Raw genomic sequence first — 20126 nt, forward strand, 5'->3', positions numbered from 1 at the left:
AGAAGGGCGCAGGGCAACCTGCGCCCTTTTTCCATCCATAAGAATCACGCCCGTACGGTTTTGAGCAGGGATCAACTCTGCCGACATATTTACGGGATGCACGGGGATATACATAGGTCATGACGACTCTCACTGACCCGCCGAAGGAGCAGTTCCGGCTGTCCATGCTCCTTTATGATACGCGGTACCGATCTGCGACCATCCAGGTCATTGCAATGATTGGTTTTATGCTTCTGGCAGCCTGGATCATTTCCAATACCATCCAAAACCTCGAAGCGCTTGGAAAACCGGTTGAGTTCGGCTTTTTCGCAGAACCGGCCAGTTACGATATCAACCAGCGCTTGCTTGAATACGATTCGCGCGACAGTCACTTGCGCGCGGCCTTTATCGGCTTGCTGAACACACTGGTTGTGGCGGTTCTTGGTTGTATCACAGCAACGATAGTCGGTGTTTTGGTTGGTGTTCTGCGCCTGTCCAACAACTGGCTGGTTGCGCGTATCATGACCGTCTATGTCGAGATGTTCCGCAACGTACCTGTGCTGCTGTGGATCGTTCTGGCCATGGCCATTCTGATCGAAAGCCTGCCAGCACCAAGGGCGTTCCGCGGAGAAAACCCAGAAGCCACGATGAATCTGTTCGATTCTGTCGCGGTGACCAATCGCGGGGTCTATATCCCGGAGTTCCTGTTCTCGCGCAGCCTGGGTGATATACACATCTTCGGTGCGTCGAGCCTGCGGTTCGATATCTCGCTGGACCTGATCGCCATTCTGATCGTGCTTGGTGGCAGCATCTTTGCGATGCGCAAGGTGTCCGCCTGGGCACAAGCCAAGCAAGAGGCATCCGGTGATCGTCCGACTATCTGGCACATCCAGCTGGGTATTCTGTTTGTGCCGATGATTGTCCTTCTCACCATCCTGGGGTTTCACCTTGGTTTCCCTGAGCTGAAAGGCTTCAACTTTACCGGCGGCACACATTTGCGTAACTCGTTGATCGCGCTGTGGCTGGCCTTGTCGCTTTACACGGCGGCCTTCATCGCCGAGATCGTTCGTGCGGGTATCCTGGCCATCTCAAAAGGCCAAACCGAAGCCGCATCGGCGCTGGGTCTGCGCCCGGGCCGGACCATGCGCCTTGTGATCCTGCCGCAGGCATTGCGGGTGATCATTCCGCCCATGATCTCGAACTACCTGAACCTGACCAAGAACTCGTCACTGGCGATCGCGGTCGGATATATGGACATCACGGGGACCCTTGGCGGCATCACCATGAACCAGACCGGTCGCGAGCTGGAATGTGTTCTGCTGTTGATGCTGGTCTATCTGTCCATCTCGCTGAGCATCTCAGGGGTGATGAACTGGTACAACAACCGTGTAAAACTGGTGGAGCGGTAATATGAGTGATGTTTCATTTGTCCGCACGGAAATGCTGCCCGAGCAGGCACCGCCTGCTTCCGAGGTCGGTGCGCTGGGATGGGTCAAGCACAACCTGTTCTCAAGTTGGTTTAACACGATCCTGACGGTGGTTTCGCTTTATGCGATCTACTACGTGCTGTCAGGTGTTCTGCCATGGATTTTCCAGTCCGTGTGGAATGCCGACTCTCTCAACGAGTGCCGCGAGATCATGATGGCCACCTGGGGGTCGACCCATGGGCACGCCTGCTGGGCGGTTATCAATGACCGATGGTTACAGTTGCTGTTCGGCTTCTATCCAAGCCATCTGTACTGGAGACCGATCCTTGCGCTGGTTCTGTTGCTGGTCGCATTGGCGCCGGTTCTGTATTCGGATCGCGTCCCAACCAAGATGCTGATCTTCACGGCAATCTACCCGTTCCTGATGCCGTTCCTGATGTGGGGCGGAACCATCTGGGGGCCAATCTCGGCCGCGCTTGGGTTTGTCGTCGGTTGGTTCGTGTATTCGGTCCTCAGCAAGCAGGTGAGTGAACTGGTGGGTATGATCGGTGCGGTCGTTGCCGCAGTGATCTGGTGGCTGGTGCTGTCCAGCTATTTCACGGGCGCGTTGGACTCGGTTCTGCCGATTGGCATCGAAGCTGTTGAAAGCCGTCAGTTCGGTGGTTTCATGCTGGCGATCCTGCTGGGCGTTGTGGCCATTGGTGTCTCACTTCCGATCGGTATCGTTCTGGCGCTGGGGCGTCAGTCGGACCTGCTAATCGTCAAATACCTGTGCGTGGGCTTTATCGAGTTCATTCGCGGTGTGCCGCTGATCACCTTGTTGTTCGTGGCGTCGCTGCTTCTGAACCTGTTCCTGCCACCGGGCACCAACTTTGACATCATCCTGCGGGTGATGATCATGATGACCCTGTTCTCGGCGGCCTACATGGCCGAGGTGATCCGGGGTGGTCTGGCTGCCCTGCCACGAGGACAGTACGAAGGCGCCGACAGTCTGGGCCTGAACTACTGGCAGGCGCAGAGGCTGATCATCATGCCGCAAGCCCTGAAAATCTCAATTCCGGGCATCGTGAGCACATTCATCGGGATCTTCAAGGATACGACGCTGGTGTCGATTATCGGGTTGTTCGACGTGATCGGATTGGCATCTGCTATCCGCGCCGACACAGCCTGGAACGGCATCTATTGGGAACTGTTCGCGTTCATCGCGTTCCTGTTCTTCATCGTCTGCTTCTCTATGTCCCGTTATTCCATGTATCTGGAGCGCAAGCTTCAGACTGGCCACCGTTAAGGAGTTCAACACATGTCTGAACTTGCAATTGACCGCGAAATCGACCGTTCCAAAATGCAGGTGAGCGACGAGGTCGCCATCGAAATCACCAACATGAACAAGTGGTACGGTTCCTTTCACGTGCTGCGCGACATCAATCTGACCGTCAATCAGGGCGAGCGGATTGTTATTGCGGGTCCGTCCGGGTCAGGGAAATCTACCCTGATCCGCTGCCTGAACGCGCTGGAGGAACACCAGCAGGGCACGATCATCGTGGATGGGACCGAGCTGTCGAATGACCTCAAGAACATCGACAAGATCCGGTCCGAGGTTGGCATGGTGTTCCAGCACTTCAACCTGTTCCCGCACCTGACCATTCTGGAGAACTGCACGCTGGCGCCGATCTGGGTGCGCAAGACGCCCAAGAAAGAGGCCGAAGAGCGCGCGATGCATTTCCTGGAGAAGGTGAAAATCCCCGAGCAGGCCGACAAGTATCCTGGTCAGCTTTCGGGTGGTCAGCAGCAGCGTGTGGCGATCGCCCGCTCACTGTGCATGATGCCGCGGATCATGTTGTTCGACGAACCGACATCGGCGTTGGACCCGGAGATGATCAAAGAGGTGCTCGACACCATGATCGAACTGGCCGAGGAAGGCATGACCATGCTGTGCGTGACGCACGAGATGGGCTTTGCCCGTCAGGTTGCCAACCGCGTGATCTTCATGGATGCGGGCCAGATCGTGGAACAGAACGAACCGGAAGAGTTCTTCAACAACCCGCAAAGTGAGCGGACCAAACTGTTCCTCAGCCAGATTCTGGGACACTGAACGTTTCAAGATGGTGGAAAGGCGGGGTTTTGTCCCGCCTTTTTCTATTCCAGCAACTCACGCGCGGTGGTGAAACCCAGCACAGTGCCCGTATGCCAGCGCACGTCCGACCAGCTGTCGGCGTCAAATGTCATCACAGTTGTTGCACAAGTCGGATAGTCTAAAAAGCGCATGTGATCCGGCGACTGTCGCACAAGTTGGCTGGCGAACTCGGCGATGCCGGGGTTATGGCCCAGCATCAATATTACGGGTTCCGTAGCGCCTGCCAATTCACGCAACATGTCTTCTGCGTCGGCGTGGTAGAGCGCTTTGTGAAAGCGGACCTTATCGGCCTTTAACCCCATTCCATCCCATGTCTCGCGGGTGCGGTTAGACGTCGAGCTGAGCACTTCATCCGGCATCCAGCCGTTTTCGCGCAGCCATGCACCAATGGCCGGGGCCGACCTGCGCCCGCGCTTGTTCAGGGGGCGTTCATGATCGGCAAGTCCTGGGTTATCCCAGCTGGATTTTGCGTGTCGCGTCAGGATCAGGGTGCGGGTCATGACGGATGAAAAGCCTTCATATGATGGGCTGATTGTTCGGGGTTGCGCCCTGCGCCCACGCTGAGCGGGCAGGCGAGACGGGCCAGACAGCCGCCTGTCATGCAGGTCTGACCCTCAGCAGTTTCAAGATGGTCGTGGCAGGCAACAAGGTCATAGAAGTTTTGCGCGTTCAGTGCGCCGACAGGGCAAGCTGTCGTGCACGGGGCGGCGCAGGTGTCACAGGGGGAAACGCCGGGCGCCTCAGGGATGGTAAGCTCATGGGCGAAATGCAGTGCGCCGCGATATGAGATCATCATGCCGACCGTGTCATGTACCAAGGCCCCCACCGGGCTGCTGAAGGTGCGTCCCGATTTCAGGGCCCAGTCGATGAAAGGCGCATAGGGTGGATCACCAAAGGGGAAATAGGCCTGTGCACCGAACGTATGTGCCATCTGGCCGACGACTCTGGTTGACCAGCGGTCTACTGGATCAGGCCCCCGCCATTCGGGCGAGGCTTTCAGAGCAGGCCAGAAATCAGAACCCGCGCCCAGCAAGATCAGCGTGCCTGTGTCGAGTTGCCGGGCTGCCACACGATGGGGATGCAGCGCGCCCATGACAATCAACCCCGCCTGACGCGCCGCGTGTTCAACGCGGCCATAAGTTCCCGCATCCGGGCCAGAGGAAGGTCGCGCGAGATCTGTCATCTTCCCTCGGCTGTTGCAGTGATCAGTCTGGCCGTATCAGAGACCCGGCGCCATGTTCTGTGAACAGTTCAAGCAGAACCGCATTTGGCGCACGCCCGTCAAGTATCACGACGGCCCGAACGCCGCTGCGCAGGGCGTCCAGGGCAGTTTCGGTCTTGGGGATCATGCCGCCTGCGATGGTGCCTTCGCGGGTCATTTCGCGGATCTGGCCGGCTTTCAGCTCGGTCACCACTTCACCAGCCGCGTTCTTGACGCCCGAGACATCAGTCAGCAGCAGAAGGCGGTCAGCTTTCAATGCCGAGGCAATCGCCCCGGCTGCCGTATCGCCGTTCACGTTGAACGTTTCACCCACACGGCCCGCACCCAGCGGGGCGATTACCGGGATCACATCATGTGAGAACAGATCATGCAGGATTTTCGGGTTCATCTCGGCAGGGGTGCCGACATAACCCAGCGACGCATCCGTCTGGTCGCAGATCATCAGGTTTGCATCCTTGCCCGACAAACCCACGGCCGAACCGCCCTGACCATTGATCGCCTGAACGATGCGCTTGTTCACCAGGCCAGACAGAACCATCTCGACAACTTCGACGGTTGCCGTGTCAGTCACGCGCTTGCCGTTCACAAAGTCGGACTGGATATTCAGCTTGTCCAGCATCGCGTTGATCATCGGACCACCGCCATGCACAACGACGGGGTTCACGCCGACCTGACGCATCAAGACGACATCGCGCGCAAAGCTCTCCATCGCCTCGTCACTGCCCATGGCGTGCCCGCCTAGCTTGATGACGACGATGGCTCCATCATAGCGCTGCAGATAGGGTAATGCGCTGTTCAGGGTTGCTGCGGTGGCGATCCAGTCCCGGTTCATGTCACGTGTCTTCATTGCTAAGGTCCCTCTGACCGTCCGTGTTAGGGCCTTTGCACCGCGCTGCCAAGGGCGAAGCTATTCCAGATGTGCAATGATCGAGCGCAGGGTCGGAATCCCGTCGCCTTTTTCGGACGAAGTCAGGACGATTTCCGGGAATGCTGCGGGATGTTTGGACAAGGCCGCGCGGGTTTGCTCCAGAACCTTTTCGCGCTCGTTGGCCTTGACCTTGTCGGCCTTGGTGAGAACGCATTGAAAGGTCACGGCACTGGTATCCAGCAATTTCATGATTTCAGCGTCGACCGGTTTTACCCCGTGTCGTGCGTCGATCAGGACAAAGGCACGGCGCAGTGTCTGACGACCGCTCAGGTATTGCTTGAGAAGCTTCTGCCATTTTTCCACCACGTTAACCGGTGCATTCGCATACCCATAGCCTGGCAGGTCCACCAGATAGAGGTCGGGGCCTTGCGTGAAGAAGTTGATTTCTTGCGTGCGGCCTGGTGTGTTCGAGGCACGCGCCAGACCCTTTGTTCCGGTTAACGCATTGATCAGGCTGGATTTGCCGACATTCGAGCGTCCGGCAAAGCAAACCTCCAACCGGTCAGGGGCGGGCAGGCCCGTCATGGCGACCACGCCTTTGACAAATTCGGACGGGCCGGCAAACAGTTTGCGACCGTGTTCTTTGGCGAAGTCATCCGGCTCTTCGGCCAGCGGAAACGGAAGCGTGGTCATAGCAACTCCAGCGTATCATTCAGGCGGATTTCACCACCCTGAACAACTTCTGCATAAACACCGAAATCCTGATGATCCCAGCTGTTCAGCGCGCCCAAAGTATCCGCGTCGCGTTCGCCGGTTTCCGGATTTGCGGTCGTGGCCAGACAGCGGGTGATACGCTCGCGAACCCGGAGTACGGTTTCGCCAATGCGAAGGTCACTGCCCAGCCAGTCGAATTCATCCCACTCAGGCAGGCCTTCGAACCAGATGTTTCCCCGCCACCGCGCCGCAGACAAAGACTGGCCCAGCTTTTGTTCAACAGCGCGATGAGAGGCCATGTTGCACAGGCTGATTGACGGGAAATCGGTATCGGTCATGCCGCGCCCGGGCACCCGGACAATTCGGGCAGACGCAGCACGGTCTGTGGGCATAAGCGGCTTTACCCAATCCAGGAAAACCGATTGCTCCGTGTCGGGGTGAAAGCTCAGATCCGGGCGGTCCGGGTGGTGCAAAGTGACCTGCTCGCCGTCCAGTTTCGCCCAAATCGCCATCAGCTTGGGAGCTTTTGAACCGCGGCTGAAATTCACACACGGGGCCCATTCCGTTCCGTCGGTCTTGGTCGCTTCATGGGCAACCGCCCAAACGCGATCCCCGGGCATGGTCTGCCCGGGGTTGAGGGTAATCAGGCTCAGGGCTTCACGCCCATGGCTTTTGATCGGGTGACGCCAAAGGCCTGAAACAGTTCCGCTCATTTCTTGTCCGTGTTCGGCAATCGCTTAAATCCGGATTTGATGTTTCCGAATACGTCCGGCGAATAGCCCTGACTGCGCATGATCAGATACTGTTGGGTAAAGGTGATCGTGTTGTTCGCAATCCAGTACACGACCAGACCGCTTGCAAAGCCGCCCAGCATGAACATGAAGACCCAGGGCATCCACGCGAAGATCATCGCTTGTGTGGCATCAGTTGGTGCCGGGTTCAGTTTCTGTTGCAGCCACATCGAGATCCCCAGCAGCAGCGGCAGAATACCGATAAAGATCAGCGCCATCAGGGTATCCGGTTGCGGGCCGGCCCAGGGCAGCAAGCCAAAGAGGTTCATGATTGAGGTCGGGTCAGGTGCGCTCAGGTCCTGGAAGGGGCCAAACCACGGTGCTTGACGCAGTTCGATTGTGACGAAAATCACCTTGTACAGCGAGAAGAAGATCGGGATCTGCAACAGGATTGGCAAACAACCGGCAGCGGGGTTCACCTTTTCCTTCTTGTACAGCTCCATCATGCCCTGCTGCATCTTCTGGCGGTCGTCGCCCGCGGCTTCTTTCAGGGCTTCCATCTGCGGTTGCAGTTCCTTCATCTTCGCCATCGAGACGTAGGACTTGAAGGCCAGCGGGAACAGGATTGCCTTGATGATCAGCGTCAGGCCAATAATGGACCAACCCATGTTGCCGATCAGCGCATGAATGTTGTGCAGCAGCCAGAAAATCGGCTTGGTCAGGAAGAAGAACCAGCCCCAGTCGATACTGTCGATGAATTTCTGCACACCGTCAGCCTGGTATTCGCGGATGGTCTCCCATTCCTTTGCGCCAGCAAACAGCTGCGTTGTCACCTGCTCGGTTGTTCCCGGTGCCACGGTCAGCGTCGGAAGTACCGTTTCTGTCTGGTAAATCTTGCGACGCGAGTCGTATTTGGCAGCCGCCTTGAAAGCAGAACCGGGTTCCGGGATCAGCGTGGTCATCCAGAAATGATCGGTGAACCCGATCCAGCCGTTTTCCTTGACCTGGAATACCTCGGCCTGCGCGCGTTCGTCCGGATCGATATCGAAATCACGAACGTCGCCATAATCCACTTCGGTCAGAGTGCCGTCGGCCATACCGATCACACCTTCATGCAGAATGAAGAAGTTTTTCAGGTCCGGCAGGTCGCCGTCTTCGCCAATGCCGTGGCGCGCAAGAATGCCATAAGGTGCCAGTCCAACTTCGGTTCCGGTGGCGTTTTCGACAGATTGCGTGACCGTGAACATATAGTTCTCGTCAACCGCAATGGTGCGGCGGAATGTCAGTCCATTGCCGTTTTCCCAGGCCAGTGTCACAGGTGTGTCAACACCCAGGGTTTCACCCTGCTCAAGCATCCAGATGGTATTTGGTCCGGGTACGTCTGTACCGGTCAGGCCCGCGCCGGGGGCCCAACCATAGAGGGCGTAATAGGCGGATTGCGACCCGACCGGCGACAACAGCTCGACAATCGGAGAATCCTCGGCCAGTGAGACCTTGTAGTCTTTCAAAGACAGCTCGTCGATCCGACCGCCAGCAAGGGACAGGCTGCCGGTCAGGCGGGGCGTGTCGATATTGATGCGGGGCGCTTCGGCCTTGGGCTCAGCTTCGGTGGCGGCCGCAGTTGCCTCTCCGACAGTGCTGGTATCGGCTGTGCTGGGCGCCTGAACCTCATTGCCTTCGACGCTGGTTACTTCAGCCTGATCCGGCGTTGTCGTCTGTTCCGGAGGGGGGAACAGCACGAACCAGACCAGGATCACGAGAAAGCTGAGCGCGGTTGCGAGGATAAGGTTCTTGTTCTGATCGTCCATCGGGGACAGCCACCTTGAGCAGTGAAAGACACCCGCAGGGTTCAACAGAGTGCAGACCCAAAGGTCAAGCGGAATCGCCCGTCATTTCGTCACGGAGGGGTCTTCTTTGTCACGATTTCCGGTTCCCTACCGCGTTTGCCGCCCGATTTTAGGAACTCCTTCGATCTTGTTGCGGTAAGACGAGATCCAATCCTTGGTTTTCTCAAATGGCATGGGCTTGCCGATGCCAAACCCCTGAACATGATCGCAACCCAGTTGGGCCATCAGAGCGTGTTCACCCGGTGTTTCGACACCTTCGGCCAAAGTTTCCAGATGCAAACGTTCCGCCATCATCAGAATGGCGCTGGCAAGCTGTTGCTGGCTTGGGTCCAGATCCGCTTTGGCAACAAATGACCTGTCTATCTTGATGCGGGATACGTTGAACCGTTTGATAGAACCGATCGAGGCATGTCCTGTCCCGAAATCGTCCAGATCAATACAGCACCCCATTGCGGCAAGCCCGGTGACGTTGCGGGTGATGACATCGTCGGGCCGTCTGGAGAACACGGTTTCCAACACCTCGACCGCCAGCCTGTCAGGGGTCAGATCGAATTGATCCAATTCCCATTTCAGACGGTCGATCAGGCCCGGATTGCGCAGTTCGTCAGATGAGAAATTGATCCCGATGCGCGGCACCGACAGCATGGACCGATCCCATTCGCGCATTGCAGAGAAGGAATGATGCCGCATGGCCTGCCCCAGCCGGTCCATCAGTTCGGCCTGTTCGGCAAAGGGCAGGAACACATTGGGAGCAAGAACCCCTTTTTTCGGATGTTCCCAGCGGGCCAGAGCCTCAAACCCACTGATACGCCCAGTATCGGTTGAGATCTGGGGTTGAAACCACGGGCGGATTTCACCGCTGTCCAGCGCCGCCTCGAACTCTTTGCGCAAGTTGATCCTGACCTGCGCCCGTCTGCGCGTCTGAGAGGAAAAAGCGCGAATCGTGGAAGGCCCATTTTGTTGCGCCTCCAAAAGGGCGTTATTTGCGGCTTCCTGCCATTCGATTGCCGAGCCGTCAGTGATATTGCTGCTCAGGCAAAAGCCAATGGAACAGGACATATACACGCCGGTGCCATTCAACATGATGGGGTCTTCAACGGCGTTTTGCATACGGCCCGACATCTGAATACATGCTTCCAGATCCAGTTGCCGTGCCGGGTGCAGAACAACCATCATCCTGTTTCCACCCATCCGGGTTGCGCAATCATTGGAGCGGATCATGGACAAAACGCGCGAGCAGAATTGCTGTGCAACGTGGTTTGCCGCCGCCTGTCCGTGCAGATCAAGCAATTGCGTGAAGTCATCCAGAACCACCGCGAAACAGGCCGAGTTTTCCCCCTTCAGGCGGGCGTCGGCAAATACCTTCTCCAAAACTGTTTCAAACTGGTCCTTTGACAGCAGACCGCCGGGGCGCCAAAGCCCCTTACGCGACGGATCGGCTGCGAATGCATTGATGCCTGCGACGATCAGAGGCAAAATCAGGGCCAGTGCAACCAGGGCCTGTTCACCCCCAATCCAAAACGCACTCAGACAAAGCGCAGGAACAAAGGCCAGCGCGGCTGGGCCGCCCAGAACGGTTTTCAACGAATGGACAAAACGGTCGGTAAGGGGATGGTTCCGCATCAGCTTTCTGGCCTTGGGCATGATCTGCACAAGGCAAAGCCTATGAAACCAGTCTAAGTCAGTCGTTAACGCAGAAGCGGAATCTCTTCTAAGTTCCCAGATTTTTCGTCGGAATTTCGTGAAAGGTTAATGAAATCAAACAGCTTTCCATCCAGAAGGTGCGATGGCCGCGCGTTTGTTAACGCTCGGAACATAACCTGTCGCCGACCCGGGCTGTTCTTTTCCCATTGATCCAGAATCTGTTTGACCTGCTGGCGCTGCAACCCATCCTGACTGCCGCACAGGTCACAGGGAATGATCGGGTATTGCATCGCCTTGGCAAATTTCTCGCAATCGGCTTCGGCGACATGGGCGAGCGGGCGGAATACAAAAAGATCGCCTTCTTCGTTCACCAGTTTCGGCGGCATCGTGGCCAGGCGTCCGCCGTGGAACAGGTTCATGAAAAACGTCTCAAGGATATCGTCGCGGTGATGCCCCAGGACGACCGCCGAGCACCCTTCCTCGCGCGCGATGCGATAGAGGTTGCCACGGCGCAAACGGGAACACAGGGCGCAATAGGTCCGGCCCTGCGGAACCTTGTCCATCACAACGGAATATGTGTCCTGATATTCGATCCGATGCGGCACGTCCATTCGACCAAGAAACTCGGGCAGGACCGTCGCCGGAAAGCCCGGCTGGCCCTGATCCAGATTGCAGGCCAGCAGATCGACAGGCAACAGGCCCCGCCACTTGAGCTCGTAGAGAACGGCCAGCAATGTATAGCTGTCCTTGCCACCCGAAAGGCACACCAGCCAGCGGGGTGGCTTACCATCCTTTTTGTGGGCGGACGGATCCACCATCCCGTATTGCTCGATCGCTTCACGGGTCTGGCGCACAATGCGTTTACGCAGCTTCTTGAACTCGGTTGTCGAGGGCGCGCCGGCAAACAGCGGGTGGATATCGTCTGCATCATCAAACATGCGCCGTGGTTACAGCGGACAGAAGGCCCGGGCAAGGCGTAGAAGCAGGATCAACCGCATTTGGAGAGTAGTTACACCCGTGTTACCCTGCGCGTATTTTTCAGGAGGTATATTATGGACTATTTCTTTTCCGTCCGCGCCCGCAGCGGCGAACACTATTCAAATAAGATGGGCACCGCGCGATATCTGGTTATTCCGGGGAATGTCGGGCAACCGGCACGGCAGCATGAAATACCGCAATCTCAATGGATAAGCCGGATTCAGGCCGAAGCCGGGGCGACGGCTACCGAGAACGGGCATATTGTTGTCTTCGTGCACGGGTTCAATACCGAGCAATACCAGATGCTGGAACGTCACCGCAAAATTCGCACCGGTCTTGAGATGCATGGCTTTAACGGTGTGGTCATCAGCTATGACTGGCCAAGCGATGGATCTGTTCTGGGCTATAACGTTGACCGGGCTGACGCGCGGCGTGCGGCAGAGAAATTGTTCAGTCACAGGATCACGCGGCTGTCCCGGATGCAGACTGCGGATTGCCGGTACAACGTCCATGTTCTGGCACATTCCATGGGCACGTTCTTGGTGCGAGAAGCCATGGATTATGCCGATGACGACCACGAAACCGCGCAACACAGCTGGATGACCAGCCAGATCGCGTTTGTCGCGGCGGATGTATCCGCGAAATCGTTCCGCGATGGCAGTTCCAAGACGTCCTCTCTGATGCGACGTTGTACAAGGCTGACATGCTATTACAGCCCGTTTGACGAGGTTTTGTCGATCTCAGAGGTCAAGCGTGTCGGAGTATCGCGCCGACTGGGCCGTGTCGGAATGCCAAACGACCGGCCTGAAAAAGCGGTTAATCTGTATTGCGGGTCCTATTTCTAAAACACCCGCGATGAATACGGGGATGGGCCATCTGCGACACACAACTGGTATTTTGATTCGCCCCGGTTTTTCGAAGACCTGCACCATACATTGATGGGAAAACTGGACCGAGAGGTCATTCCGACCCGCAGCTTCACCGACCGCGGCAATCTGGCGTTGATTTAAGGGTCTGTATTGTCGGGCACCGGATCGTAACCGTCACCGCCCCAGGGATGGCAGCGGCATATCCGGTGCGCAGCCAGCCATGATCCCCGGATCGCGCCATGTTTTTCCAATGCTTCCAGCGCATAGGCCGAGCATGTGGGCTGATAGCGGCAATTGAAACCAACCCAGGGGCTGAAAATCAGCCGGTACGCGCGAACGGGCAGGGCGACGATATGGGACAGGAAGGTCATTTGTGGCCCGCATGCACTTTGCGAAGCGCATACCGCAAGTCGCTCAGCAGGACATCATAAGGAAGATCGGCGGTTACATCAGCCCGCCCGATCAGCACATAGTCCCATCCCTCAAGACCGGACACAGGCAAGACCGCCCGTGCGACTTCTCTCAGGCGGCGCTTGGCACGATTGCGGGCCACGGCATTTCCGACTTTCTTTGAGCAGGTAAAGCCAACGCGCAGCCCGACCGCTTCATCCGGAGCGCGTCGGCGGGCCTGCACCATCATCGAAGACGTTCCCTGTCTGCGCGCGCGCGCGGCTTTCAGGAAATCGGCTCTTTTTTTTAGGATCGTCAGAGATGTGGGTAGACAAACAGAAGCCGCCGGGGGCGTATTCCCGGGGTGGTTCTTACCATCCTCAGGGGCCTCCGGCGGCATCATGTTCATACCCTGATCAGTGGGCGGTTTTACGCGCTCAGCGATTTGCGGCCGCGGGCGCGGCGCGCATTCAGGATCTTGCGGCCGGCTTTTGTGGCCATGCGCGCGCGGAAACCGTGGCGGCGTTTGCGAACCAGGTTCGAAGGCTGATAGGTGCGTTTCATCGCTCCGTCTCCAATCTATAGCGGTCGGGTGCGGCGCGGATTCGCCTGGCCCTAGTGTTCGAAGCCCGTCCTCTACTGCCAAGCGAAGTGTAAGTCAAACCCCAACGGCCCGGTTTTCGCGGCTTTTGCAACAATTCTGTAAACCGATTGCTGAAAAGATTTCAAATCGGTCGATTATCGTCTGAAACTGTCACGTTCGCGGCCACATAGATCAAGGCCCCGTGAACCCCCTGTTGCCAAAAGCGCAAGCAGCGCATGTTGGGCGTAAGATGAAACAAGAAGAACCGGAAGGCCAGATGTCCGAAACAAGCCAGGCTCCACGAAACGGGTTGGCGCGTCATATCCCCTTGCTGGTGATTCTCGGTGTCGCCGCGGTGGGGTTTTTCACGCTGGGTGATTACCTGACTTTCGAAACCCTGCGAGACAACCGCGAAGCGTTGCTGGCGTGGCGGGACGCAAACTATTGGGCCATGGTGGCCGGGTTCGTTGCCGTCTATATCGTGATCGTCGCGTTTTCGCTGCCCGGGGCAGCTGTCGCCTCGATGACCGGTGGGTTCCTGTTTGGACTGTTTGCCGGAACGGTGTTCAATGTATTTTCGGCCACTATAGGCGCATCGGCCATCTTTTTGGCCGCCCGCTGGGGGTTGGGCAATGCTTTGACGGCCCGGCTGAATGCCTCAAAGGGGACGATTGGGAAGCTGAAGGACAGGTTGCGCGAGAACGAAATCTCGGTGCTGTTCCTGCTGCGGCTTGTCCCGGTTGTGCCGTTCTTTGTGGCCAATCTGGTGCCTGCGCTGGTGGGCGTCAAATTTCGCAATTTTCTGATCACGACGGCGCTGGGCATTATCCCGGGGGGTATCGTTTACACCTGGATCGGCGTTGGGCTGGGCGGTGTGTTCGACCGTGGCGAAACACCGGACGTTTCTTTATTGTGGGAACCCTTCGTTATTGGCCCCATTGTCGGCTTGTGTGTGCTGGCTGCTTTGCCGATTGTCATCAAGTCCCTGCGTGGCGGAAAGGACGCCTGACCCATGCAACACCTCAAGACAGATATCCTGGTCATTGGGGCCGGGTCCGGAGGGTTGTCGGTTGCGGCCGGTGCCAGCCAGATGGGTGCGAAGGTGATCCTTCTGGAAGGGCACAAGATGGGCGGCGACTGCCTGAACTTCGGCTGCGTCCCGTCGAAAGCGCTGATCGCAAGCGGCAAAGCGGCCTTTGGTCAGGCGCATTCCGCCGCGTTTGGCGTGGCCGATGTAAACCCTCAGATCGACTATGCGGCGGCGAAGGATCATGTGCGGGATGTGATTGCCCAGATCGAACCAATGGACAGCCAGCAACGCTTCGAAGGTTTGGGTGTCAAGGTGATCCGCGAGTTTGGCAGCTTTATCTCCCCGACCAAGGTGCAGGCCGGAGATCATGTCATCACCGCGCGCCGGATCGTGATTGCAACCGGGTCGTCGCCAATGGTTCCGCCGATCCCGGGACTGGACACAGTGCCTTATCAAACAAACGAAACCATTTTCGACCTGCGCGAGCGTCCGGAACACTTGCTGATCATTGGCGGTGGTCCGGTGGGTATGGAAATGGCGCAGGCTCATGTCCGGTTGGGCAGCAAGGTAACAGTTGTTGAAGGGCAGAAGGCATTGGGCAAAGACGACCCCGAGGCCGCGTCCGTGGTGCTGGAGGCTTTGCGCGGCGAAGGTGTCATGGTCCACGAAAATGCCGTGGTGGCCCAGATTCGCGGAAGGGAAGGCGTTGTGGAAATCGTGATCGAGAATGGCGATATTCACAGGGGCTCTCATCTTTTGATTGCTACAGGGCGCAAAGCCAATATCGAGCGTCTGAATCTGGCCGCGGCAGGAATTGACCGCACCCGAACCGGAATCAAGACGGATGACAGCTTGCGGACGTCAAACCGCCGGGTCTATGCGATTGGCGATGTCGTGGGGGGGCTGCAATTCACCCATGTAGCCGGGTATCATGCGGGTATCATCATTCGATCCGCCTTGTTCGGCCTGCCCGCTAGGGCGAAAACGGCGCATATCCCATGGGCAACGTTCACCGACCCTGAACTGGCGCAGGTTGGTCTGACCGAAACTCAGGCCCGCGACCGGCATGGCGACAGGGTGCGGGTTGCGCGCTTTGACTATCATCATAATGACCGCGCTTTGGCCGAGCGCAAAATCAAAGGGTTCATCAAGGTCATGGTGGTGAAGGGCAGGCCCGTCGGTGCCACGATTGTGGGCCTTCAGGCGGGCGAGTTGATCAACATGTGGTCGCTGGCTTTGGCCAATAATCTGAAGATGGAACAGATCGCTGCTATGGTTTCACCGTATCCAACGATCGGAGAGCTTAACAAACGCGTTGCTGGCGCTTATTTCTCTCCAAGGCTGTTTGAGAATCAGACAGTTAAACGTGTGGTCAGGTTCGTCCAGCGCTGGATTCCCTGACCTGAAGAGGAGCGTATTTTGAACTCGCTGTCGGGCCGATTTCTGATCCTGACGACGGTCTTCGTTATGTTGGCCGAAATCCTTATCTTTGTCCCGTCGATTGCTCGGTTCCGCGAGGATTTCCTGCTAAACCGTCTGGAACGCGCCCAGATCGCATCGCTGGCGTTGCTGGCTGATGATATGCTGGCCGAAGATCTTGAGGCGGAATTGCTTGCGAATGCCGGTGTCTACAACGTTGTGTTGCGTCGGGATGAAGTCCGCCAACTCATGCTGTCGTCACCAATTCCCGAGGCAATCACCAAAACATTCGATCTACGGGATGCCGGTCCGTGGATTTTGATCCGGGATGCGGTGAGCCGGATATTCATACCCGAAAATGAAGTCATCCGTATCATTGGCGAGCCGGTCAAGGGCGCGGGGTTGCTAATTGAGGTTACGATCGACAGCGCCCCCCTGCGTATGGCGATGGTTGACTACGGCCTGCGCATTCTGGGGCTGTCCTTTGTCATCTCAATCATCACGGCGTCCTTACTGTTCCTTGCGGTGCGAGTGGTTCTTGTTCGCCCAATCAAAAGCGTAGTGGGATATATGCAGCGCTATGCCAGCGCACCCGAGGATGCGCGCGGCATCATCTCGCCGAATTCCAGAGTGACGGAATTGCGCGAGGCCGAAGAAGCGCTGAAGATGTTGCAAACGGAACTGACGCAGGCGCTCAAACAGCGCGAGCGGCTGGCGCAACTGGGTGGGGCGGTTGCAAAGGTCAGTCATGACCTGCGTAACATCCTGACATCGGCGCAGCTGTTCACGGACAGGATCGAATCCAGTGATGACCCGCTGGTCCGGCGAATGGCTCCGAAGTTGGTGAATTCGATCACCCGTGCTGTATCGCTGTGTGAAAGCACATTGGCATTCGGTCGCGCGGAAGAACCTGCACCCACTTTGACGATGGTGCCCTTGCGGACAATTGCGGCTGACGTCGCCACCAGTGAACAGCTGGCAGTCGCGGGGGGCTGCGTCGAGATTGTGAACGAAGTGCCTGAAGATCTGATCGCCCGCGCCGACCCCGAGCAGTTGTTTCGTGTCATCATGAACCTCGTGCGTAACGCAAGACAGGCGTTGGAAGCTTCGGGTAAGCCGGGTCATATCACCATCGACGGGTGTGAATATCAGGACGCCTGGTGTCTTGAAATTCGCGACACCGGGCCGGGTCTTCCGCCAAAAGCACGTGAAAACCTGTTCACACCGTTTCAGGGTGGGGTCCGCAAAGGAGGCTCTGGCCTGGGCCTTGCAATCTCTCAGGAACTGGTGCGCGGGCATGGCGGTAACCTGACACTGAAAGAGACCGGGCCCGAAGGAACGATCTTTGAAATAAGGCTTCCGCGCGGAGACATGACTTTTTGATTTTTTTTTGAAGAATCGGCTTGCACGTCTTTGACCACAGGTCTAAACAGCGCCTCACCAACGCGGACCGATAGCTCAGCTGGATAGAGTACTTGACTACGAATCAAGGGGTCGGGGGTTCGAATCCTCCTCGGTCCGCCACTTGGTAATTGTTGAACGTCACACGAACCTGAACCAACCGTCATAGTTGGACCAGAAACTAGGTGAACGTTCGACACTGGAAGGCACCCCAAAAATTTCTCATATTTGAAACGATAATAGATCCTGAGTTGCAGATCAGTTGCGGGAGCTAGAGCTTAATTCCTCTTTTTGGGTGTCGGTTTGCTGTTTCCGGCCCATAAGAGACATTCATCATCCAGTTCCGATGCTGCGGTCGCAGTCCGCTTACCGGCCATTCGCTGCAGGCGCACAGTTTTGATTAGATCGAACTCACAGACCGCGGGACGAAGCCGACTTTCGGTGTTTACCTGTATCACCTCAGTTGCCTGCGCCACAGTTGAAACTCGCAGGGTCCCGGGGGTCGCCACGACCGTCATATTGGGCAACACTTGGATAGGCGCAAACGGGTCGGCCACCGGCTGGCTGAGCGCTGTCATCCAGCCAAAGGGCCGTAATGTGATCAGGCGCTTCTCCGGTTTCCGCCCACTTGTCGATCTCAACCAGAAAATTGACCCAGGAGGGCCCGGGACCGCCAAAGCAGTGCTCTACGCCGGGCATCATGAACAGGCGAATATCGTCGGCTGCACTTGGATCATGAGCCAGAACGTCTTCGTAATACCCGACCATTGCAAGGCCCGATTGCGCGTTGTCGGACCAGCCGGAATACAGCAGCATCTTGCCACCACGAGCGCGGTAGGCGGACAAATCCGGGTTTGTCGCATTCAGAGTCTCCGCAGCCGCGGCAGAATCCTGTGCATAGGTGCCGAAATCGAAGTTCTCATAGGTCCAATTGGGATCGTGATAGACGAAATTCTGCATAATGCCGTTGCCAAAGCTGAAAAAAGCGCTCGGCGACACAGGTTCATCAAATCCACCTGATCCGACGCCCTCCTGGAAGCTCCCATCGTCGTCCTGATACTTCATGCCACCTGTCAACCAGCGGCTCCAACCTCCCTCGGCTGTTTCGCCGCCAAATGGGAAACCGTAATACATGCTGTCGCCATCGGAGTTCTTGGGACCGTCATAGACCGCCTTGAACGCAGCAACTTCTCTGGCGCTCAGACAGTCTTCGGAATTGTCGCCTTCGCATTGCAGGCTGGCCACGTCAAACCCGCACTTCCGGGGGTCATTGAGGATGCCATCCTCGAGCCCATCCAGCCCATCGCAGACGGCCAGATATGAACTCTCGACCAGCGCCTGAGCTTCTGGCCCAATGACAGCCTCTTCGATATTGTTTAGGTCTGGGTACATCGCCTGGTTGATCTGAGTTGCCTGCACGGCAATTCCCGTCCAGTCAACCGCATAGGCGCCAGCCGCAACCGCGTCAAAATCTTCTGGGTAACGCATAGCGGACATTATTGCCTGTCCACCGCCCCGGGAGCACCCGGTAAAGTAGCTGCGAGCAATTGGTTTTTCATAAAAAGCCTTGGTCAGGGCCTTGGCTGTGACTGCTGTTCGATGAACTGCCAGATGTCCGAAATTGACCAGCGCCTCGAGGTCGTTGAGGGCCCAACTGGCGTCGGCTGGATGCCCCTGATGTCCTGTGTCAGTGCCGACAGTGGCGTAACCCAATTGAAGTGAGCCATCGATAAGGGAGGTATTCATCACGGAACCGACGAATCCGCCTCCACCGCCCATAACAAATTTGCCGTTCCAATTTTCCGGTAGCAGGAGTTCGAAATTGATCTTGCCACCAATCACACCGGAAACTTTGCAATGTGGCGCAGGAGCGGACACTTCTGTGACCGAAGCAATTGAAACATCGGGGAGCTCAGGCAGGGTCTGGTTCGCACATATTGGCCGGGCATAGGACGGGCTGCCAATTGCTGACGCGCCCAATACTGCACAAGCCAGGAGTTGGTATGTTTTTATAACCTTTGTGTTCACTACGCTTCCCCCTCAATGGAATACCGAATTTTGCCCGAACCTGGCTTATGAGTAACATCCGATTTATGTTAGGCTATAGACTGGTTACCGTATACCCACCTCCATACCCACATTCGTTAGGAGACTTAGAATTTTGACCGTCCGTATTTTGCTAGCCTTATTTGTGATTTTCCCCGCGTCGGTTCTCGCTCAAAGCGTGGATAAACTTGGTGACAAGTTGGCCGACCTGCGATTTGAGGGGCGTATTGAAGCCAGCATGCGATCTCAGGTCGCCAATTCGGTGAATGGCTTTCTGACCGATATCCATTTCACAAAGGGAGACCGCGTCGAGGCTGGCCAATTACTCTTCTCGTTGAGCAGTGTGGTGTATGAGCATCAGGTGAATGCCGCCCAGGCTCTCTTGGACAGGCGGCAGATTGAATTGGCCCAAGCCGAGGCAAATGTCGCGCGTGTCAGCAAGCTCGAAGACAGGGGAACCGCGACGCAAGTGCAGCTAGAGGATGCGTCGGCAAGGCTCGCGCTTGCAAAGGTCGCCGTTGACGAGGCGAGGATCGGGCTGGATCTGAGAAAGCTAGAGTTGGCCAGCACAACGATTACCGCACCTATTACGGGGTACATCGACTCGCCGCGCTTGAGCCGCGGAGCGTACCTCAAAACCGAGACTGGAAAGCCGCTTGCGGAAATTGTTCAGGTTGACCCAGCTCTGGTTTCGTTTGCGCACCCATATGACTCTTTGCTGGAGTTGCACCATTGAGCCTCCCCATCTGAACTGGTCCACCGCTATGTTTAGGAAACGGAGGACCAAGAATGGCAAACAAGCGACCGAAGCCGGAAGAGATTGTCTCAAAGTTACGGCAGGTTG

Annotated in this window: 20 protein-coding genes and 1 tRNA gene; 9 read left to right on the plus strand and 12 right to left on the minus strand. The window is 56.9% G+C overall.

Translation table 11 applies throughout. The features are described 5' to 3' along the window. Positions 1-119 precede the first annotated feature (119 nt). The 3 genes from AC2FNC_RS12125 to AC2FNC_RS12135 are packed head-to-tail and all read left to right on the plus strand — an operon-like array spanning position 120 to position 3498. A complete protein-coding gene (locus AC2FNC_RS12125) occupies positions 120-1388 on the plus strand; it encodes an amino acid ABC transporter permease (protein WP_480474035.1) in 1269 nt (422 codons plus the stop codon). 1 nt (position 1389) lies between these two features. After that, complete coding sequence (locus AC2FNC_RS12130; RefSeq protein ID WP_480484763.1) at positions 1390-2694, plus strand: amino acid ABC transporter permease; 1305 nt, start codon at positions 1390-1392, stop codon at positions 2692-2694. A 12-nt stretch (positions 2695-2706) separates the two neighbouring features. After that, positions 2707-3498, plus strand: a complete 792-nt coding sequence (locus AC2FNC_RS12135; protein ID WP_480484762.1) for an amino acid ABC transporter ATP-binding protein — start codon at positions 2707-2709, stop codon at positions 3496-3498. 44 nt (positions 3499-3542) lie between these two features. Here the strand turns inward: AC2FNC_RS12135 and AC2FNC_RS12140 are convergent, their stop codons facing one another. The 8 genes from AC2FNC_RS12140 to ttcA form a co-directional block, all read right to left on the minus strand. Next, complete coding sequence (locus tag AC2FNC_RS12140) at positions 3543-4040, minus strand: SixA phosphatase family protein (RefSeq protein ID WP_480520349.1); 498 nt, start codon at positions 4038-4040, stop codon at positions 3543-3545. Further along, positions 4037-4723: a ferredoxin gene (locus AC2FNC_RS12145; RefSeq protein ID WP_496715454.1), complete on the minus strand. Its 687-nt coding sequence runs from the start codon at positions 4721-4723 to the stop codon at positions 4037-4039. The genes AC2FNC_RS12140 and AC2FNC_RS12145 overlap by 4 nt, the downstream gene beginning before the upstream one ends. Before the next feature lie 22 nt (positions 4724-4745). Further along, positions 4746-5609, minus strand: coding sequence for an acetylglutamate kinase (argB, locus tag AC2FNC_RS12150; protein ID WP_496715456.1), 864 nt, complete (start codon positions 5607-5609; stop codon positions 4746-4748). A gap of 60 nt (positions 5610-5669) precedes the next feature. Beyond that, a complete protein-coding gene (gene yihA, locus AC2FNC_RS12155; RefSeq protein ID WP_480607402.1) occupies positions 5670-6323 on the minus strand; it encodes a ribosome biogenesis GTP-binding protein YihA/YsxC in 654 nt (217 codons plus the stop codon). Beyond that, positions 6320-7057: an MOSC domain-containing protein gene (locus AC2FNC_RS12160; RefSeq protein ID WP_496715457.1), complete on the minus strand. Its 738-nt coding sequence runs from the start codon at positions 7055-7057 to the stop codon at positions 6320-6322. Before AC2FNC_RS12160 ends, yihA begins: the two co-directional genes overlap by 4 nt. Further along, positions 7054-8883, minus strand: a complete 1830-nt coding sequence (gene yidC, locus AC2FNC_RS12165) for a membrane protein insertase YidC (protein WP_496715459.1) — start codon at positions 8881-8883, stop codon at positions 7054-7056. Before yidC ends, AC2FNC_RS12160 begins: the two co-directional genes overlap by 4 nt. A gap of 126 nt (positions 8884-9009) precedes the next feature. Next, positions 9010-10566: a putative bifunctional diguanylate cyclase/phosphodiesterase gene (locus tag AC2FNC_RS12170; RefSeq protein ID WP_480554819.1), complete on the minus strand. Its 1557-nt coding sequence runs from the start codon at positions 10564-10566 to the stop codon at positions 9010-9012. 44 nt (positions 10567-10610) lie between these two features. After that, positions 10611-11504 carry a tRNA 2-thiocytidine(32) synthetase TtcA gene (gene ttcA / locus AC2FNC_RS12175; protein WP_480623445.1) on the minus strand — a complete coding sequence of 298 codons (894 nt, stop codon included), beginning with the start codon at positions 11502-11504 and terminating at the stop codon, positions 10611-10613. Between the two features lie 114 nt (positions 11505-11618). Between ttcA and AC2FNC_RS12180 the strand changes: the two genes are divergently transcribed. Then, positions 11619-12389: an alpha/beta fold hydrolase gene (locus AC2FNC_RS12180; protein WP_496715460.1), complete on the plus strand. Its 771-nt coding sequence runs from the start codon at positions 11619-11621 to the stop codon at positions 12387-12389. A 161-nt stretch (positions 12390-12550) separates the two neighbouring features. Here AC2FNC_RS12180 and yidD read toward each other — a convergent pair whose 3' ends face one another. From yidD to rpmH, 3 genes are read right to left on the minus strand one after another with little or no spacing between them, the layout of a single operon-like run. Next, the gene (gene yidD, locus AC2FNC_RS12185; protein ID WP_209505895.1) at positions 12551-12784 is read right to left on the minus strand and encodes a membrane protein insertion efficiency factor YidD; all 234 of its coding nucleotides are present in this window, start codon (positions 12782-12784) and stop codon (positions 12551-12553) included. Next, on the minus strand, positions 12781-13206 hold the full coding sequence (gene rnpA / locus AC2FNC_RS12190) for a ribonuclease P protein component (RefSeq protein WP_480474021.1): 426 nt from the start codon (positions 13204-13206) through the stop codon (positions 12781-12783). The genes yidD and rnpA overlap by 4 nt, the downstream gene beginning before the upstream one ends. Positions 13207-13232: 26 nt before the next feature. Then, on the minus strand, positions 13233-13367 hold the full coding sequence (rpmH, locus tag AC2FNC_RS12195; protein WP_005980833.1) for a 50S ribosomal protein L34: 135 nt from the start codon (positions 13365-13367) through the stop codon (positions 13233-13235). Positions 13368-13663: 296 nt separating this feature from the next. Here rpmH and AC2FNC_RS12200 point away from each other — a divergent pair, with 296 nt between their 5' ends. The 4 genes from AC2FNC_RS12200 to AC2FNC_RS12215 all read left to right on the plus strand — a co-directional run bounded on the left by AC2FNC_RS12200 (position 13664) and on the right by AC2FNC_RS12215 (position 17359). Continuing rightward, on the plus strand, positions 13664-14395 hold the full coding sequence (locus tag AC2FNC_RS12200; RefSeq protein ID WP_496715462.1) for a TVP38/TMEM64 family protein: 732 nt from the start codon (positions 13664-13666) through the stop codon (positions 14393-14395). A 3-nt stretch (positions 14396-14398) separates the two neighbouring features. Next, positions 14399-15817, plus strand: a complete 1419-nt coding sequence (locus AC2FNC_RS12205) for a dihydrolipoyl dehydrogenase family protein (RefSeq protein ID WP_496715463.1) — start codon at positions 14399-14401, stop codon at positions 15815-15817. 15 nt (positions 15818-15832) lie between these two features. Further along, on the plus strand, positions 15833-17218 hold the full coding sequence (locus tag AC2FNC_RS12210) for an ATP-binding protein (RefSeq protein WP_480554848.1): 1386 nt from the start codon (positions 15833-15835) through the stop codon (positions 17216-17218). A 64-nt stretch (positions 17219-17282) separates the two neighbouring features. Then, positions 17283-17359, plus strand: a tRNA-Arg gene (locus tag AC2FNC_RS12215). Positions 17360-17695: 336 nt separating this feature from the next. Here AC2FNC_RS12215 and AC2FNC_RS12220 read toward each other — a convergent pair. After that, entirely contained in the window at positions 17696-19264 is a 1569-nt protein-coding gene (locus AC2FNC_RS12220; protein WP_496715464.1) for a tannase/feruloyl esterase family alpha/beta hydrolase, read from the minus strand. A 133-nt stretch (positions 19265-19397) separates the two neighbouring features. On the opposite strand from AC2FNC_RS12220, the gene AC2FNC_RS12225 reads away from it, so the two are divergent. Beyond that, positions 19398-20018: an efflux RND transporter periplasmic adaptor subunit gene (locus AC2FNC_RS12225; RefSeq protein WP_496715466.1), complete on the plus strand. Its 621-nt coding sequence runs from the start codon at positions 19398-19400 to the stop codon at positions 20016-20018. Positions 20019-20126 lie beyond the last annotated feature (108 nt).

The organism is Ruegeria sp. BHSA123 (assembly GCF_059613425.1).

What these genes read in the sequence shown, in the direction of transcription:
- AC2FNC_RS12125 (WP_480474035.1), top strand. Translation starts at nt 120, where the DNA reads ATGACGACTCTCACTGACCCGCCGAAGGAGCAGTTCCGGCTGTCCATG.
- AC2FNC_RS12130 (WP_480484763.1), top strand. Translation starts at nt 1,390, where the DNA reads ATGAGTGATGTTTCATTTGTCCGCACGGAAATGCTGCCCGAGCAGGCA.
- AC2FNC_RS12135 (WP_480484762.1), top strand. Translation starts at nt 2,707, where the DNA reads ATGTCTGAACTTGCAATTGACCGCGAAATCGACCGTTCCAAAATGCAG.
- AC2FNC_RS12140 (WP_480520349.1), bottom strand. Translation starts at nt 4,040, where the DNA reads ATGACCCGCACCCTGATCCTGACGCGACACGCAAAATCCAGCTGGGAT.
- AC2FNC_RS12145 (WP_496715454.1), bottom strand. Translation starts at nt 4,723, where the DNA reads ATGACAGATCTCGCGCGACCTTCCTCTGGCCCGGATGCGGGAACTTAT.
- argB (WP_496715456.1), bottom strand. Translation starts at nt 5,609, where the DNA reads ATGAAGACACGTGACATGAACCGGGACTGGATCGCCACCGCAGCAACC.
- yihA (WP_480607402.1), bottom strand. Translation starts at nt 6,323, where the DNA reads ATGACCACGCTTCCGTTTCCGCTGGCCGAAGAGCCGGATGACTTCGCC.
- AC2FNC_RS12160 (WP_496715457.1), bottom strand. Translation starts at nt 7,057, where the DNA reads ATGAGCGGAACTGTTTCAGGCCTTTGGCGTCACCCGATCAAAAGCCAT.
- yidC (WP_496715459.1), bottom strand. Translation starts at nt 8,883, where the DNA reads ATGGACGATCAGAACAAGAACCTTATCCTCGCAACCGCGCTCAGCTTT.
- AC2FNC_RS12170 (WP_480554819.1), bottom strand. Translation starts at nt 10,566, where the DNA reads ATGCCCAAGGCCAGAAAGCTGATGCGGAACCATCCCCTTACCGACCGT.
- ttcA (WP_480623445.1), bottom strand. Translation starts at nt 11,504, where the DNA reads ATGTTTGATGATGCAGACGATATCCACCCGCTGTTTGCCGGCGCGCCC.
- AC2FNC_RS12180 (WP_496715460.1), top strand. Translation starts at nt 11,619, where the DNA reads ATGGACTATTTCTTTTCCGTCCGCGCCCGCAGCGGCGAACACTATTCA.
- yidD (WP_209505895.1), bottom strand. Translation starts at nt 12,784, where the DNA reads ATGACCTTCCTGTCCCATATCGTCGCCCTGCCCGTTCGCGCGTACCGG.
- rnpA (WP_480474021.1), bottom strand. Translation starts at nt 13,206, where the DNA reads ATGATGCCGCCGGAGGCCCCTGAGGATGGTAAGAACCACCCCGGGAAT.
- rpmH (WP_005980833.1), bottom strand. Translation starts at nt 13,367, where the DNA reads ATGAAACGCACCTATCAGCCTTCGAACCTGGTTCGCAAACGCCGCCAC.
- AC2FNC_RS12200 (WP_496715462.1), top strand. Translation starts at nt 13,664, where the DNA reads ATGTCCGAAACAAGCCAGGCTCCACGAAACGGGTTGGCGCGTCATATC.
- AC2FNC_RS12205 (WP_496715463.1), top strand. Translation starts at nt 14,399, where the DNA reads ATGCAACACCTCAAGACAGATATCCTGGTCATTGGGGCCGGGTCCGGA.